12 protein-coding genes and 1 pseudogene are annotated in these 14,322 nt (G+C 72.8%); 5 read left to right on the top strand and 8 right to left on the bottom strand.

Translation table 11 applies throughout. The features are described 5' to 3' along the window. Window positions 1-24 precede the first annotated feature (24 nt). The 5 genes from B1A86_RS11560 to B1A86_RS03590 form a co-directional block, all read right to left on the bottom strand. A complete protein-coding gene (locus B1A86_RS11560; protein ID WP_004167696.1) occupies window positions 25-183 on the bottom strand; it encodes a hypothetical protein in 159 nt (52 codons plus the stop codon). Then, window positions 183-842 (bottom strand): imidazole glycerol phosphate synthase subunit HisH, encoded by a 660-nt coding sequence (gene hisH / locus B1A86_RS03605; protein WP_004167703.1) that lies wholly within the window; start codon window positions 840-842, stop codon window positions 183-185. The genes B1A86_RS11560 and hisH overlap by 1 nt, the downstream gene beginning before the upstream one ends. Next, entirely contained in the window at window positions 842-1,423 is a 582-nt protein-coding gene (gene hisB / locus B1A86_RS03600) for an imidazoleglycerol-phosphate dehydratase HisB (protein ID WP_152743305.1), read from the bottom strand. Before hisB ends, hisH begins: the two co-directional genes overlap by 1 nt. A gap of 181 nt (window positions 1,424-1,604) precedes the next feature. Then, window positions 1,605-2,726: a histidinol-phosphate transaminase gene (locus B1A86_RS03595; protein WP_020628150.1), complete on the bottom strand. Its 1,122-nt coding sequence runs from the start codon at window positions 2,724-2,726 to the stop codon at window positions 1,605-1,607. Window positions 2,727-2,769: 43 nt separating this feature from the next. Beyond that, complete coding sequence (locus tag B1A86_RS03590; protein WP_020628151.1) at window positions 2,770-3,144, bottom strand: LysM peptidoglycan-binding domain-containing protein; 375 nt, start codon at window positions 3,142-3,144, stop codon at window positions 2,770-2,772. Between the two features lie 294 nt (window positions 3,145-3,438). Between B1A86_RS03590 and lexA the strand changes: the two genes are divergently transcribed. Beyond that, the gene (gene lexA, locus B1A86_RS03585) at window positions 3,439-4,155 is read left to right on the top strand and encodes a transcriptional repressor LexA (RefSeq protein WP_078025992.1); all 717 of its coding nucleotides are present in this window, start codon (window positions 3,439-3,441) and stop codon (window positions 4,153-4,155) included. Between the two features lie 43 nt (window positions 4,156-4,198). Here the strand turns inward: lexA and B1A86_RS03580 are convergent, their stop codons facing one another. The 3 genes from B1A86_RS03580 to B1A86_RS03565 all read right to left on the bottom strand — a co-directional run bounded on the left by B1A86_RS03580 (window position 4,199) and on the right by B1A86_RS03565 (window position 10,221). Beyond that, window positions 4,199-6,298 carry an ATP-dependent DNA helicase gene (locus tag B1A86_RS03580; protein ID WP_078025991.1) on the bottom strand — a complete coding sequence of 700 codons (2,100 nt, stop codon included), beginning with the start codon at window positions 6,296-6,298 and terminating at the stop codon, window positions 4,199-4,201. Next, the gene (hflX, locus tag B1A86_RS03575; RefSeq protein WP_078025990.1) at window positions 6,295-7,935 is read right to left on the bottom strand and encodes a GTPase HflX; all 1,641 of its coding nucleotides are present in this window, start codon (window positions 7,933-7,935) and stop codon (window positions 6,295-6,297) included. Before hflX ends, B1A86_RS03580 begins: the two co-directional genes overlap by 4 nt. Window positions 7,936-8,973: 1,038 nt before the next feature. Continuing rightward, window positions 8,974-10,221 carry an IS256 family transposase gene (locus tag B1A86_RS03565; RefSeq protein WP_145930907.1) on the bottom strand — a complete coding sequence of 416 codons (1,248 nt, stop codon included), beginning with the start codon at window positions 10,219-10,221 and terminating at the stop codon, window positions 8,974-8,976. Between the two features lie 404 nt (window positions 10,222-10,625). Between B1A86_RS03565 and B1A86_RS03560 the strand changes: the two genes are divergently transcribed. The 4 genes and pseudogenes from B1A86_RS03560 to B1A86_RS03545 all read left to right on the top strand — a co-directional run bounded on the left by B1A86_RS03560 (window position 10,626) and on the right by B1A86_RS03545 (window position 14,292). Further along, window positions 10,626-12,149 carry an IS21-like element ISMlu14 family transposase gene (locus B1A86_RS03560; RefSeq protein ID WP_031943827.1) on the top strand — a complete coding sequence of 508 codons (1,524 nt, stop codon included), beginning with the start codon at window positions 10,626-10,628 and terminating at the stop codon, window positions 12,147-12,149. Then, on the top strand, window positions 12,146-12,931 hold the full coding sequence (istB, locus tag B1A86_RS03555) for an IS21-like element helper ATPase IstB (RefSeq protein ID WP_010078636.1): 786 nt from the start codon (window positions 12,146-12,148) through the stop codon (window positions 12,929-12,931). The genes B1A86_RS03560 and istB overlap by 4 nt, the downstream gene beginning before the upstream one ends. Window positions 12,932-13,058: 127 nt before the next feature. Beyond that, a pseudogene (locus B1A86_RS03550) lies at window positions 13,059-13,631 on the top strand (pyridine nucleotide-disulfide oxidoreductase); the annotation flags it as partial. Between the two features lie 25 nt (window positions 13,632-13,656). Next, window positions 13,657-14,292: a class I SAM-dependent methyltransferase gene (locus B1A86_RS03545; RefSeq protein WP_049147222.1), complete on the top strand. Its 636-nt coding sequence runs from the start codon at window positions 13,657-13,659 to the stop codon at window positions 14,290-14,292. The last annotated feature ends 30 nt before the right edge of the window (window positions 14,293-14,322 follow it).

Here is a 14,322-nt window from a genome sequence, read left to right as displayed (position 1 = left end):
TCTCGGGTGGGGCGGCCGGCGCGGTCAGGCGCCGACGGTCAGGAAGGAGGCGGCGATGGCCATGCCGGCCAGCACGAGGACGATCACGATGGCCCACAGCGGCGCCTTCTGCGTGCGCATGGACCAGGCGGCGCCGAGCAGCAGCCCGCCGAGGGCGAGGTAGAGGACGGACCAGTAGGGCATCAGAGGGTCTCCAGCCAGTTGCGCAGCAGCTGCAGCCCGGCGTCCCCGGACTTCTCGGGGTGGAACTGCGTGGCCGACAGGGGGCCGTTCTCCACGGCGGCGATGAAGTCCGCGCCGTGGTGCGCCCAGGTGACCTGGGGCGGACGCATGGCGGAGATCGTCTGGTCGAACTCCCATTCGAGCACGCCGTAGGAGTGGACGAAGTAGAACCGCTCGTCCTCGATGCCCGCGAAGAGGGCGCTGCCCTCGGGCGGCCGGACGGTGTTCCAGCCCATGTGGGGCAGGACCTCGGCGGGCAGCTCGGCGACGACACCCGGCCACTCCCCCATGCCTGCGGTGCGCTCGCCGTGCTCGACGCCGGCGTCGAAGAGGATCTGGTGGCCCACGCAGATGCCGAGGACGGGTCGGCCCCCGGCCACGCGGCGGCCGATCCAGCGGGTGCCGCCGACCTCGGTCAGTGCCCGCATCACGGACGCGTACGCCCCGACGCCGGGCACGAGCAGCCCGTCGGCCTCCTGCACGGCCTGCGGATCGCGCGTGAGCTCGACCTCCGCGCCGGCCCGCTCCACGGCACGCAGCGCCGAGTGCACGTTGCCCGAGCCGTAGTCCAGGACGGCGACGCGCGGCCGCACGCCGGGGACGGTGGTGGGGCGGGCCATCAGAGGGCGCCCTTGGTGGAGGGCACGCCGGTCATGCGGGGGTCGTCCTCGACGGCGGCGCGCAGGGCGCGGGCGAAGGCCTTGAACTGCGCCTCGACGATGTGGTGCGGATCCCGGCCTCGCACGACGTCCATGTGGAGGCAGATCGCCGCGTGGTACGTGATCGACTCGAACACATGGCGGGTCATGGAACCGGTGAAGTGCCCGCCGATGAGGTGGTACTGCTGGCCCTCGGGCTCGCCCTCGTGCACGAGGTACGGCCGGCCGGAGACGTCGACGACGGCGCGCGCCAGCGCCTCGTCCAGCGGCACGGACGCCTCGCCGAAGCGGCGGATGCCGGACTTGTCCCCGAGCGCGGTCTTGAGCACCTCGCCCAGGGTGATGGCGACGTCCTCGACCGTGTGGTGCACGTCGATGTGCGTGTCCCCGGTGGCACGGACCGTCAGGTCGATCTGGGAGTGCCGGGACAGCGCGGTGAGCATGTGGTCGTAGAACGGCACGGTGGTGGAGATCTCAGCGCGGCCGGTGCCGTCCAGATCCATCTCGACGTACACGTCCGACTCGCTCGTGGTGCGCGTCATGCGCGCACGGCGTCCGGAGATCAACTCGGCTGCCACGGGTCCTCCTCGGGCTGGGTCCGCACCGGTCCGGGACGGGTGCGGGGGGATGCGGGTGCGCGCGGCCGGTGCCGGCGGGCCGGGGCGCCGCGCGCGCTGTCCCTATCCTAGGGAGCCGGGCGGACGCCGAGACTCCGGTGACGCCTCAGGACCGGTCCCCGGTCTCGCCGAGGACCTCCGCGAGAGCGGTGAGGAACGCCGTCGTCTCCGCCTCGGTGCCGGCGGTGACGCGCAGGTGGTGCGGGATGCCGACGTCCCGCACGAGGACGCCGCGGTCGAGCAGGCGGCGCCACACGTCGGACGCGTCCTCGAGGTGACCGAAGAAGACGAAGTTCGAGTCGGACACCGAGGGCCTCAGTCCCAGGCCGCGCAGGGTGGAGACGATGCGGTCGCGCTGGGCCTTGATGTCCTCCACGGTGCGCAGCAGCGCGTCCACGTGATCGAGGGCGGCCTCCGCCGTGGCCTGCGTGACCGCGGAGAGGTGGTACGGCAGGCGCACCAGGCGCAGGGCGTCGGCGACGGCGGGGTCCGCGGCCAGGTAGCCCAGGCGCGCGCCGGCCAGGGCGAACGCCTTGGACATGGTGCGCGTGACGATCAGCCGCTCACGGCCGGGCAGGAGGGTGAGGGCGGAGCGGGTGCCGGCGAGGGCGAACTCCGCGTAGGCCTCGTCCACGACGACCATGGCGCCGGGCCCGCCGGCGGCCTCGTTCTGCGCCTGCGCGGCGTACACGGCCTCGATGGTCGCCAGGTCCAGGGCGGTGCCCGTCGGGTTGTTGGGCGAGGCCAGGAAGACGACGTGCGGACGGTGCTCCCGCACCATGGCCGCCGCGTGCTCGGCGCTGAGGGTGTGGTCTTCGGCACGGCCGCCGTCCACGAACACGGTGTCCGTGCCGCCGGCCAGCAGCGGGTACATGGAGTACGAGGGCAGGAAGCTCAGCAGTGTCCGCCCGGGGCCGCCGAAGGCCTGGAGGATCTGCTGCAGGATCTCGTTGGAGCCGTTTCCGGCCCACACGTGGTCCGCCGTGAGGCCGTGGCCGAGGTAGCCGGCGAGCGCACGTCGCAGCCCCGTGAACTCGCGGTCCGGGTAGCGGTTCAGCCCCCCGGCGACGGCCGCGACCCGCTCGGCGATGGCGGTGGCGACCTCCTCCGGCACCGGATGCGTGTTCTCGTTGGTGTTGAGCATGTACGGCACGTCCAGCTGGGGGGCGCCGTAGGGGCTCAGGCCGCGGAGGTTCTCACGCAGGGGCAGAGAGCTGAGGTCGGTCATGGCCGCCAGTCTAGGAAGCGTGGAGGGCGAGGCCCGCCGTGCGTCACCGCGTGGCCGGGACGAACAGCTCCTCGCCCGGCGCGGGGGCCCGGCCCTCGAGCCCGTTGAGCTCGTCGATCGTGGCGATCACCTCGTAGACGTCCGCCTCCGGAGCCACCGTGGTGGCGATGGTCCACAGGCTGTCCCCGGGCATGACCGTGACGGACTGGGTGGCGGGCCCCGCGGTGTCCGCGGACACCGCGGCGGGCGACAGCAGCACACCCAGGAAGAAGGCGGCCGCCAGCGTGGCGGCCACGGCCGCGGCGATCACGGGGATCCCCCGCAGCACGAGGCGGCCGCGGCGGGTCAGACGGATGGTGGCCGGACGCGGCCGCGCCGTCGCGGGCGAACCGGCGAACTGGGCGGTGGTGAGCGTCATGGTGTCCTCCTCCGGGGCGGATGCCCTCCAGGCGATCGAACATCTGTTCGAATCCGTTCGAATCCCTTTCTAGCACAGGTGTTCGAGACACGCCACGACGAGATCGAACATATCTTTGAAGGAGAGGCGGCTCTCCTCTAGGCTCGAAGCGATGCACGGACGCCCCGGAACGCCCCCGGGGATCGCCAGGACACAGGCAACCAGCGGGGGCGGACACGGTAAGCGTCCGGACGGCAGCCGGACGCCGGAACATGAGGCCGGCCACCATCACCCCCGGGAGAACGGACGGCAGCCATGAGCACCACCGACGATCAGCCGGCGGCGCGCGCGCCGCTCACCGACCGCCAGCGGCGGATCGTGCAGACCATCCGGGACGCGATCGCCGACCACGGCTACCCGCCCTCCATGCGCGAGATCGGCGATGCCGCGGGCCTGGCCTCGCTCTCCTCCGTCACGCACCAGCTGGGCCGTCTCGAGCGGCACGGCTACATCCGGCGCGACCCCGGACGCCCGCGTGCCCTCGAGGTGCTGCTCGACGTGGACGGCACCCCGCTGGGCGAGGCCGCCTCCCCCGCCGCTGCGCCGTCGTCGCGGGTCACCGCGATCCCCGCGTGGCACACCGGCGCAGACGAGGCGGACAGCGTGCCGGTCCCCTGGGTCGGCCGCATCGCGGCGGGCGGCCCGGTCCTGGCTGAGCAGCAGGTCGAGGACGTCATGGCGATCCCGCGACGCCTCACGGGCGAGGGCGAGCTGTTCATGCTGCGCGTCACGGGCGACTCGATGGTGGACGCCGCGATCTGCGACGGCGACTGGGTGGTGGTGCGCCGGCAGGAGACGGCGGAGAACGGCGACATCGTCGCGGCCCTGCTCGACGACGAGGCCACCGTGAAGACCTTCCGCCGCCGCGACGGGCACACCTGGCTCCTCCCCCAGAACACGGCCTACGAGCCCATCCTCGGCGATCACGCCACCGTGATGGGGCGCGTCGTCACGGTCCTGCGCTCACTCTGACCCGCTCCCTCCGACCGGGCCGACGGCCCGAGGCCGAGCGAGGTCAATCGCCCGAGGCGAGCCGTGCCAGCACCCCGCGGACGACGTCGCGGTCCGTGGTGCGCCAGAAGTCCGGCAGGGCGCTCGTGATGTAGCCGCCGTACCGCTCGGTGGCCAGGCGGGGGTCCAGCACGGCCACCACGCCGCGGTCCGTCACGGAGCGCACGAGGCGCCCGGCGCCCTGGGCCATGCGCACGGCCGCATGCGTGGCGGAGATCCGCATGAACCCGTTGCCGCCGTGCCGGGCGACGTCCCGGGTGCGGGCCTGGGAGAGCGGGTCGTCCGGCCGCGGGAACGGGATGCGGTCGATCACCACGAGCCGCAGCGAGTTCCCCGGCACGTCCACGCCCTGCCACAGGCTCATGGTCCCGAACAGGGACGTGTCCGGCTCCTCGGAGAACTGGCGCACGAGGGCGGAGAGGGTCGCGTCCCCCTGGCACAGGATCGTGGTCTTCGGCCCGAGCCGACGGCGCATCTCGGCGGCGGCGTCCTCGGCCGCCCGGCGCGAGGAGAACAGGCCGAGGGCCCCGCCCCGCGACGCCCTCAGGAGCGCCTCGAGCTCATCCAGGGACTCGGGCGAGGCCGTCCGGCCGGGCCGGGGCAGGTGCCGGGCCACGTAGAGCACCCCCTGACGCGGGTAGTCGAAGGGGCTGCCGACGTCGAGGGCCTCGAACTTCGGGGCGTCCGGGCCGGCCAGGCCCACGTCGCCGGCCACCGAGTCGAACCGGCGCTCCCCCGAGCCCACGGTGAGCGTGGCGGAGGTGAGCACCGTCGTCGCCTTGCCGAACAGGCCCTCCCGCAGCTTGCCGGCCACCGAGAGCGGGGCCACGTAGAGCTGGGGCGGGTCGGTCTCGTCCCCCGGCTGCCAGCCCACGCCGGGCTCGAAGTGGCCGGGGCGGGTGGCCCACAGCACCTCGGGGAAGTCGGCCTCGGGCCGGGCCGCGAGCATGCGCTCCACCACCTCGAGGACCTCGAGGATCCGCGAGCGCGCCATCTGCCGTCCGCCGTCGGCATCGGCCTCCTTGTCCTTGTCCTGGCCGAGGTCGGACAGGCACTGACGCGCGGCGGTGAGGACGCCGGTGAGGGCCTGCTCCTGCACCTCGTCCGGGCCCGCGGCGATCAGGCCGGACGGGGTGTCCGTGAACGCGCGGTCCAGGGCCGCCCCGGCCTCGATCAGGTCCTCCACGGCCACCGTGGTGTGGCGGCGCAGCGAGGTGGCCGCGCCGTGCACGATCGACCCGGACAGCTGCCCCGTGACCGCGCCGGTCACCCGGTCCTGCAGCTCGTGGGCCTCGTCCACGACGACGGCCGAGTACGCCGGCAGCACCGCGAGCCCCTCGAAGGCGCTGATGGCGAGCATCGCGTGGTTGGTGACCACGACGTCCGCGTCCGCCGCGTCCGCGCGGGCCCGCTCGGAGAAGCACTCCTCGGCCTGGGGGCAGCGGGACGCGCCGAGGCAGTCGACTGCGGAGACGGAGACCTGCCGCCACGCGCGGTCGGTGACGGGGACCTCGAGGTCGTCGCGGTCCCCGGTCTCGGTCTGGTCCGCCCACGCCCGCAGGTACATGACCTCCTTGCCCAACAGGGAGGAGGGCCCGGCGGCGCCGTCCGTGGCGGAGCCGATCATCCCGCCGTCGTCGGCGACCGTGAAGAGGGCCTCCTCGCCCTCATCCCCGGGGTAGCCGCCGTCCACCTTGTGGCGACAGAGGTAGTTGGAGCGGCCCTTGACCAGGGCGACGACGGGCTCGCGAGGCAGCTCGTCCTTGAGCGCCTCGACCAGCCGGGGGGCGTCCCGCTTCATGATCTGGGCCTGCAGGGCGAGCGTGGCCGTGGCGACGACGACGGGGTCCTCCTGCGTCATCGCGTGCTGGATCGCGGGGATGAGGTAGGCGAGGGACTTGCCGGTGCCGGTGCCGGCCTGCACGAGCAGGTGGCGGCGCGACTCGAGGGCGCGCGCCACCTGCAGCACCATCTCCCGCTGGCCCGCGCGGTGCTGGCCGCCGGTGGCCTGCACCGCGGCGTCCAGCAGGCGCAGTGCCTCGCGCTCGTGCTCCGTGCGGGGCTGCGCGCCGCCTGCCCCGACTTCCTCCGCCCCGCCGCTCACAACGCGTCCGCCTCCACGACGAACTCGGCGAAGTCCGGCGCGATGTCCTCACGGACCAGCACGGACAGGCGGGTGCCGCCCTCCTCGTAGCCCTCGGCCAGGATCTCCGCGTCCGCCGAGTGGAGGCGGGAGACCAGCTCACCCCGGGTGAACGGGATCAGCAGTTCGAGCCGCACGTCCGGCCGCGGGATGGTGGCCGCGATGGCGCGCTCGAGCTCGTCGATGCCCTCGCCGGTGCGCGCCGAGACCACCACGGCGTGGGGCTCCTTGGCCCGGATCCGGGCGATGACGGCCGGGTCCGCGGCGTCCGCCTTGTTCAGCACGATGATCTCGGGGATCCGGTGCGCGTGCACCTCCGCGAACACGGAGCGCACCGCGGCGATCTGGCCCTCGGGGTCCGGGTGCGAGCCGTCCACGATGTGCAGGATGACGTCCGCGTCCGCGACCTCCTCGAGGGTGGAGCGGAACGCCTCGACCAGCTGCGTGGGCAGGTTCCGCACGAAGCCGACCGTGTCCGAGAGGGTGTAGCCGATGCCGTCCGGCGTCATGGCCTTGCGCACGGTGGGGTCCAGCGTGGCGAACAGGGCGTTCTCCACGAGCACCCCGGCGTGGGTGAGGCGGTTGAGCAGGGACGACTTCCCGGCGTTGGTGTACCCGGCGATCGCCACGGACGGCACCCGGTTGCGACGACGGTTGGCGCGCTTGGCCTCGCGTGCCGGCTTCATCCCGGCGATGTCCCGGCGCAGCTTCGCCATGCGGGTGCGGATGCGGCGGCGGTCCAGCTCGATCTTGGTCTCGCCGGGGCCGCGGGAGCCGATGCCCTCGCCGGCGGCGGCACGGCCGCCGGCCTGCCGGGACATGGACTCGCCCCAGCCGCGCAGGCGCGGCAGCAGGTACTCGAGCTGCGCGAGCTCGACCTGGGCGCGGCCCTCACGCGAGCTCGCGTGCTGGGCGAAGATGTCCAGGATCAGCGCGGTCCGGTCGATCACCTTCACCCGCACCACGTCCTCCAGCGCGCGACGCTGGGACGGGGCGAGCTCGGAGTCCACCACCACGGTGTCCGCACCGGAGAGCGCCACGATCTCGGCGAGCTCCTGCGCCTTGCCCTTGCCGAGGAACGTGGCCGGGTCCGGGGTGGCGCGGCGCTGGATGACGCCGTCGAGCACCTCCGAGCCCGCGGTCTCGGCGAGCGCGGCCAGCTCCCGCAGGGAGTTCTCCGCGTCCTCCGCGGAGCCCTCGGTCCAGACGCCCGCCAGCACCACGCGCTCCAGGCGCAGCTGGCGGTACTCGACCTCGGTCATGTCCTCGAGCTCGGTGGACAGGCCCTGCACGCGCTTGAGGGAGTGGCGCGCGGCGAGCTCGTCCTGGTCACCGTCGGCGTCCGTGTGCCCGTCCTCGCCCTCGTCCAGGGCGAGTGCACGGCCCGCGAGCGCGCCGGAGCGGTCCGGGGTGCCGGCGTCGGGAGCGTCCTCGTGGTCCGCGACCACACTGTCCGCGGAGCCGCGCCCGGTCGCCTCGCGCTCGGAGGCGCGGCGAGCGTCATCGGCGGCCAGGATGCGGTCGATCACGGCCTGGATCTCGTCCTCGGAGCCGTGGGCGCCCTGGGGGCCGGGGGTGTGCTGGTTCTTCTCAGTCATGGTCTCCTCTGGGCCGCCGCGGTCGGGTGGCCCGATGCTCTCAGGGTAGAGGGGTGCGCGGACGCGTTAGGCGGCTGTCCGCAGGGGGCGGACGTGACGGGTGACGCGCACGGCCGTGTGGGCAGGGGTCGGCGCCGCGCTGCGACGATCTCGCGGCGGCTCCGTTCGCGGGAGGAAGGCGAGCACGCGGCACCGCAGCCACGAGGTCTCGTCGGCGGGCGTGCAGGGGCGGACCACATCGTCCATGGTGGGATCTCCATCAGGTGCCGGGGCGCGCTCGACGGCCTCATCCGAGGCGGGCGCGCGAGGGGGCGGGGGCGGGCAGTGACGCGGGGGCGTCAGCGCAGGAAGATCCACATGGGCGTCGAGTGTACCGGGCTGCGCGTGTGGGCGACAGGGGCCCCGGCGCCCGGTTCGCCGACGACGCGCACGTATCCTGCGGGCATGACCGCGTCCCCCTCCCCCGCCCCGCCGCAACCCGGCCGGGTGGGCCGGGTGACCGTCGTCGTGATCGGCGCGGGCCAGGCGGGCTTGTCCGCCGCCTACCACCTGCGCCGCCGCGGCTTCGTGGGGCTGGGTCCGAACGACGACGGCGCCGCCGGCGTCCCCGAGGACGCCCCCGGCACGTTCGTGGTGCTCGACGCGGAGACCGCCCCGGGCGGGGCGTGGCAGCACCGCTGGGACTCGCTCACGATGGCCACCGTCAACCACATCCACGAGCTGCCCGGCGACCCGGTGCCGCCGGCCGACCCGGCCGCGCACGCCAACACCCTGCTGCCGGCCTACTTCGCGGACTACGAGGCACGGTTCGCCCTGCCGATCCGGCGGCCCGTGCGCGTGAGGCGCGTCGAACGGATCGGCGAGCCGGGACGTGCGCGCGGGTTCTTCGTCCGCACGGACGGGGCGCCGGGCACGTGGCGGGCGGACTTCGTGGTCAACGCGACCGGCACCTGGACGTCCCCACGGTGGCCCTCGGTGCCCGGTCAAGTCCCTGGAAGTGGTGTAGCCGTCTTCGAGGTTGTAGGGGGCTTGTACCTGTCAGGTCTGCAGGGTCGGCATCACCTCCGTGCTCATCACGGTCTCTTGCTCCGTGGTCAGGGGCTCACGGCACCGGGCGAGCAGTTCCAGGCCGAGATACCGGCGGCCTTCGGCCCACTCATCGGTCTGCTCGGCCAACACAGCCCCGACCAGACGCACCACGGCATCCCGGTTCGGGAAGATCCCCACCGAGTCCGTGCGGCGCCGGATCTCCCGGTTCAGCCGCTCGGCAGGGTTGTTCGACCAGATCTGGGACCACACGTCCCTCGGGAACGAGGTGAACGCGAGGATGTCCTCTCGTGCTGCATCGAGGTGCCCAGCCACCGCGGGCAACCTGTCCTGCACGTAGTCCAACAGGCGCTCGAACTGGGCCTGCACGGCCGGCCCGTCGGGCTGGTCGTACACGCTGTGCAGCATGGCCTTCACCGCCGGCCACATGCTCTTCGGGGTCACGGCCATCAGATTCGCCGCGTAATGGGTGCGGCAGCGTTGCCACACGGCCCCGGGCAGGTTCGCCGCCACGGCTTCCACGAGGCCGCGATGGGAGTCCGAGGTCACCAGTGCCACCCCGGCCAGCCCCCGGGCCACCAGGTCCGCGAAGAACTCGTTCCACCCCGCCCCGGACTCCGTGGTGGCCACCCTCAGCCCGAGGACCTCGCGGCGCCCGTCCGCGTTGACCCCGGTGGCGACCATGGCCACCGCGTTGACCACACGCCCGCCCTCACGCACCTTCATGGTCAGGGCGTCGGCGGCGAGGAACACGAACGGGCCGGCCTCGCCCAGCGGCCGGTGACGGAAAGCCTCGATGTGCTCGTCCAACTCCTGTGCCATCCGGCTGACCTGGGACTTCGAGAGCGAGTCGATGCCCAGCTGCCGTACGAGCTTGTCCATGCGCCGGGTCGAGACCCCGGCCAGGTAGCAGTCCGCGACCACGGTGATCAGTGCGGACTCGGCCCGTTTGCGGCGCTCGAGCAGCCATTCGGGGAAGTACGTGCCGGCCCGGAGTTTGGGGATGGCCACATCGATCGTGCCGGCGCGGGTGTCCAGGGGTCGGTGGCGGTAGCCGTTGCGCTGCGCTGTCCGGTGTTCGGAGGGCTTGCCGTACTCGGCCCCGCAGACCGCGTCAGCGTCGGCGGAGAGCAGTGCGTTGATCACGGTCTGCAGCAGGTGGCGCAGCAGGTCTGGGGAGGCCTCCCCGAGAGCTTCGCGCAGCAGGCGTTCAGGGTCGACAATGTGTGGAGCGGTCATCGTGGTGATGTCCTTTCGAGAGTGCTGTGGAAGGTTCGCTCGAAGGCTCCCACGGTGACCGCGTCCGTCTCGAAGATGGTCGTGGCCACCGGGGAGGGTTACACCACTATCCGGGACTCAACTCGGTGCCCGGGATGCGCTCGTTCCGCGGCCGGCAGCTGCACACCCGTGACTACGTGTCCAAGGACGAGTGTAAGCGGCCATGAAAAGCTGCCCATAGGTGGCCAGGGAATGACCCGCTGACGGCCATGAGGACTGCCCAGTGATGGCCACGGGAACTGCCCGGTGCTGGCCATCTGGTTTGCCCGCGTTGCTCGTTGCCCGCCGCGTCGTGAGCCGGCGGGGGCCTCCTCCCCGGGTTGGATATCGGTGTCGAATCGAATCCAGCGAGGAAGAGGCCCTGAATGAAGGATGCCGCAGAAACCATGAAAATACTCAGTGCCTATGACCTGACCAAGTCATTGCGGGGCGCCGCCGAGCTGGCCGGTTGCTCCCATCACACCGTGGCCCGGCTGGTGCGGGCCCGCGACGCCGGCCAGACCCCTGGATCCGGAGCCAGCCGCCCGAAGGTCACCGATGTCTGGCTGCCCAAGATCGAGGAATGGGTCGAGGCCTCCACGGGCAGGATCCGCGCCGATGTCGTGCACGCCAAGCTCACCGCAATGGGCTACACCGGCTCTGAGCGCTCCACCCGGCGGGCGGTGGCCGAGGTGAAGGCCGCCTGGCGGGCCGGGAAGCGCCGGGTGCACCGGCCCTGGATCACCGAGCCGGGCGCATGGCTGCAGTACGACTTCGGCGATGGGCCGGCGATCGACGGGGCCAAGACGGTGCTGTTCGTGGCCTGGCTGGCCTGGTCCCGCTACCGGATCGTCATCGCCCTGCGTGATAGGACGGCTCCGAGTGTGTTCGCCGCCCTGGACCGGTGCTTCCGGCTGATCGGGGGCGCGCCGACCTATGTGCTGACGGATAACGAGAAGACAGTGACGGTCTCTCATGTGGCCGGGGTGCCGGTGCGTAACCAGGCCACCGTGGCGTTCGCTCGGCATTACGGCGTGGAGGTGCTGACCTGCCAGCCAGCGGATCCGGCCGCCAAGGGCGGGGTGGAGAACGCGGTGAAGCTGGCCAAGGCCGACCTGGTCCCGAAGGACACCAACCTGCGGGACCAGTACGCCTCGTTCGCTGAGCTCGAGGCCGCCTGCGCGGGGTTCATGGCCATGGTGAACTCCCGGGAGCACCGGGTGACCCGGCGCCGCCCGGACCACATGCTCGCCGAGGAGACCAGCGCGTTGCATCGGATCCCCGCCACGGCGCACACCGTGGCCTACGGGGTGGGACGGAAGGTGCCGGAGAACACGCCGATGGTCTCCTTCGAAAACGCCCAGTACTCGGTGCCCGCGCACCTGCTCGGGGCCGAGGTGTTCGTGCGCCATCACGGCACCGGACCGGACTCGATGGTGGTGATCATGCACGCCGGTGCGCAGGGGCCGGTGGAGGTCGCCCGGCACCGGGTGGCCCGGCCCGGGTCCCCGGCCATCGACGACGCGCACTTCCCCGGCCACGAGACGGACAAGGTGCCCGGGGACTACACCCCGGTGCCCCGTTCGGCGGCGGAGGCCGAGTTCCTGGCCATCGGGGCCGGAGCGAGGACCTGGCTGGTGGAGGCCGCCGCGGCCGGCACCAGCCGGATCGGTCAGAAGATGGCCGAGGCCGTCACCCTGGCCAAGCTCGCCGGCACCGACCAGGTCGACCGCGCCCTCGGGGTGGCCGCGGTGCACCAGCGCTTCGCCCACGGCGACCTGGCCTCCCTGCTCACCGCCGCCGGCCACCGCACCGGGATGCACACCGCCACCGAGGAACGGTCCCTGACCCAGGGCACCGCCGGCTGGGCCGGCCTCGGTACCTCCAACACCGAGGGGGCAGCCCGGTGAGCATCCACACCCCGAACACCGCCGCACCGGCGCTGCCGGCCGATTTGGAGGCGCTGTTGCGGCAGCTGAAGATGCCCCACGCCCGCGGTATCGCCGCCGAGGTACTGGCCACCGCCCGGGCCCAACGCTGGGAGCCGGCCGAGGTCCTTAAGGCCCTGCTGGTCGAGGAGACCACCGGTCGGGCCCGATCCATGCTCGCCGCCCGGCGCAAGGCCGCCGGGTTCCCCACCGGCAAGACCTTCACGACCTGGGATCCGGGCGCCTCCTCGATCCCGGCCCCGACCCAGCAGTCCCTGCGCACCCTGGAATGGCTCTCGCGCAGAGAGAACCTCGTGGTCTGCGGGCCCTCCGGCACCGGCAAGACCTTCTTCCTCGAGGCCCTGGGCCAGCAGGCCGTGGAGGAGGGCAAGCGGGTGGCCTGGTTCACCCTGGAGGACCTCGGGGCGATGATCCGGGCCCACCGGCCCGATGACACCATCACCAAAGCCGTCGCCCGAATCCTGCGCGCCGACCTGATCGTCATCGACGACATCGGCCTGCTGCCGGTCGCCGACGATGCCGCCGAGGGCCTCTACCGCATCGTGGACGCCGCCTACGAGAAACGCTCCGTAGCGATCAGCTCGAACCTGCACCCGGCCGGCTTCGACGAGCTGATGCCCAAGACCCTGGCCACCGCCACCGTGGACCGGCTCCTGCACCACGCCCACGTGTGCCAGACCACCGGAGACTCCGTACGGATGACCCAGGCAATGGCCGGGAAGGGAGTCATGCCACTGAACTGATCCCATCACGGTGGCCAGCACCACCACCCAAACGGGCAAACCAGCTGGCCACCAGTGGGCAGTTCTGATGGCCACCAGCGGGAAGAAACACTGGCCGCCTATGGGCAGAACTCAATGGCCCTTGACAGACGAGTTCGCCGGGCAGCGGGTGGTGATCGTGGGCATGGGCGTCTCGGCGACGCAGCTGCTGGCCGAGATCTCCACGGTCGCGGACACCCTGTGGGTGACCCGCCGCGAACCGCGGTGGCAGGACTCGGCCGCACCCGGCGCCCTGGCCGAGTCGGTGCGCGGGGTGGACGAACGGACCCGTGCGGGCCTGCCGCCGGGCTCCGTGGTCGGGGCGACCGGGATGCACCGCTCGTCCTGGGTGCGCGAGGCCGAGTCACGAGGCGTGCTGGTGCGCCACCCCATGTTCACGGCCGTCGAGCCGGACGGGGTGCGGATGCCCGACGGCTCGTTCGAACCGGCGGACGTGATCCTCTGGGCCACCGGCTTCCGGCCGGCGATCCGGCACCTCGCTCCCCTGCGGCTGCGCACGCCCGCCGGCGGCATCCGCGTGGCGGGCGGGCGCGCCCTGGACGAGCCGCGCCTGTTCCTCCTCGGCTACGGGCCCTCCCAGTCCACGGTCGGGGCCAACCGCGCCGGGCGCGACGCCGTGCGCGCGATCCTCGCGGACCTGGCCGGGCCGGCGTCGGGCTGAGGGCCGCGACGACCCGCTGGCTACCATGGTCGCCGTGAGCTCCGCATCCCACTACTTCGACGCCGACCCCTCCGCGCCCGAGCGGCGGCGCACCGTGCGGACACGCCTGGCCGGCCGCGACGTCGAGGTCCAGACGGCCAACGGGATCTTCTCCCCGGACGGTCTGGACAAGGGCACCGCGGCCCTGTTCTCGGCCGTGCCCGCGCCGCCGGCGAGGGGCCGGTTCCTCGACGTCGGCGCGGGCTGGGGACCGATCGCCCTCACGCTGGCGCTGCGGTCGCCCGAGGCGGAGGTGACCGCCGTCGAGGTCAACGACCGCTCCCTGCAGCTGACCCGCGACAACGCCGCGGCGCTGGGTCTCGACAATCTCGTGGCACTGCGGCCGGAGGACGTCCCCGAGGGCGCGGAGTTCGACCTCATCTGGTCCAACCCGCCCATCCGGATCGGCAAGCCGGCGCTGCACGCCCTGCTGGAGCGGTGGCTGCCGCGCCTGGCCCCCGGCGGCGAGGCCTGGCTGGTGGTGCAGAAGAACCTCGGCGCGGACTCGCTGCTGCCGTGGATCGGCCGGATGCTCGAGGAGCGCGCGCCCGGCCGGTTCACCGCGGAGCGGGCGGACAGCGTCAAGGGCTTCCGGATCCTGCGGGTGGCGCGGGCGCGCTGAGGCGCCGTTTCCCGAACGACAGCGGTTCGT

This window comes from Micrococcus sp. KBS0714 (assembly GCF_002008305.4).
Lineage (GTDB): Bacteria > Actinomycetota > Actinomycetes > Actinomycetales > Micrococcaceae > Micrococcus > Micrococcus luteus.
Note: the sequence above shows the minus strand (reverse complement) of the source record. Positions and strands in the feature narration are given on the sequence as shown.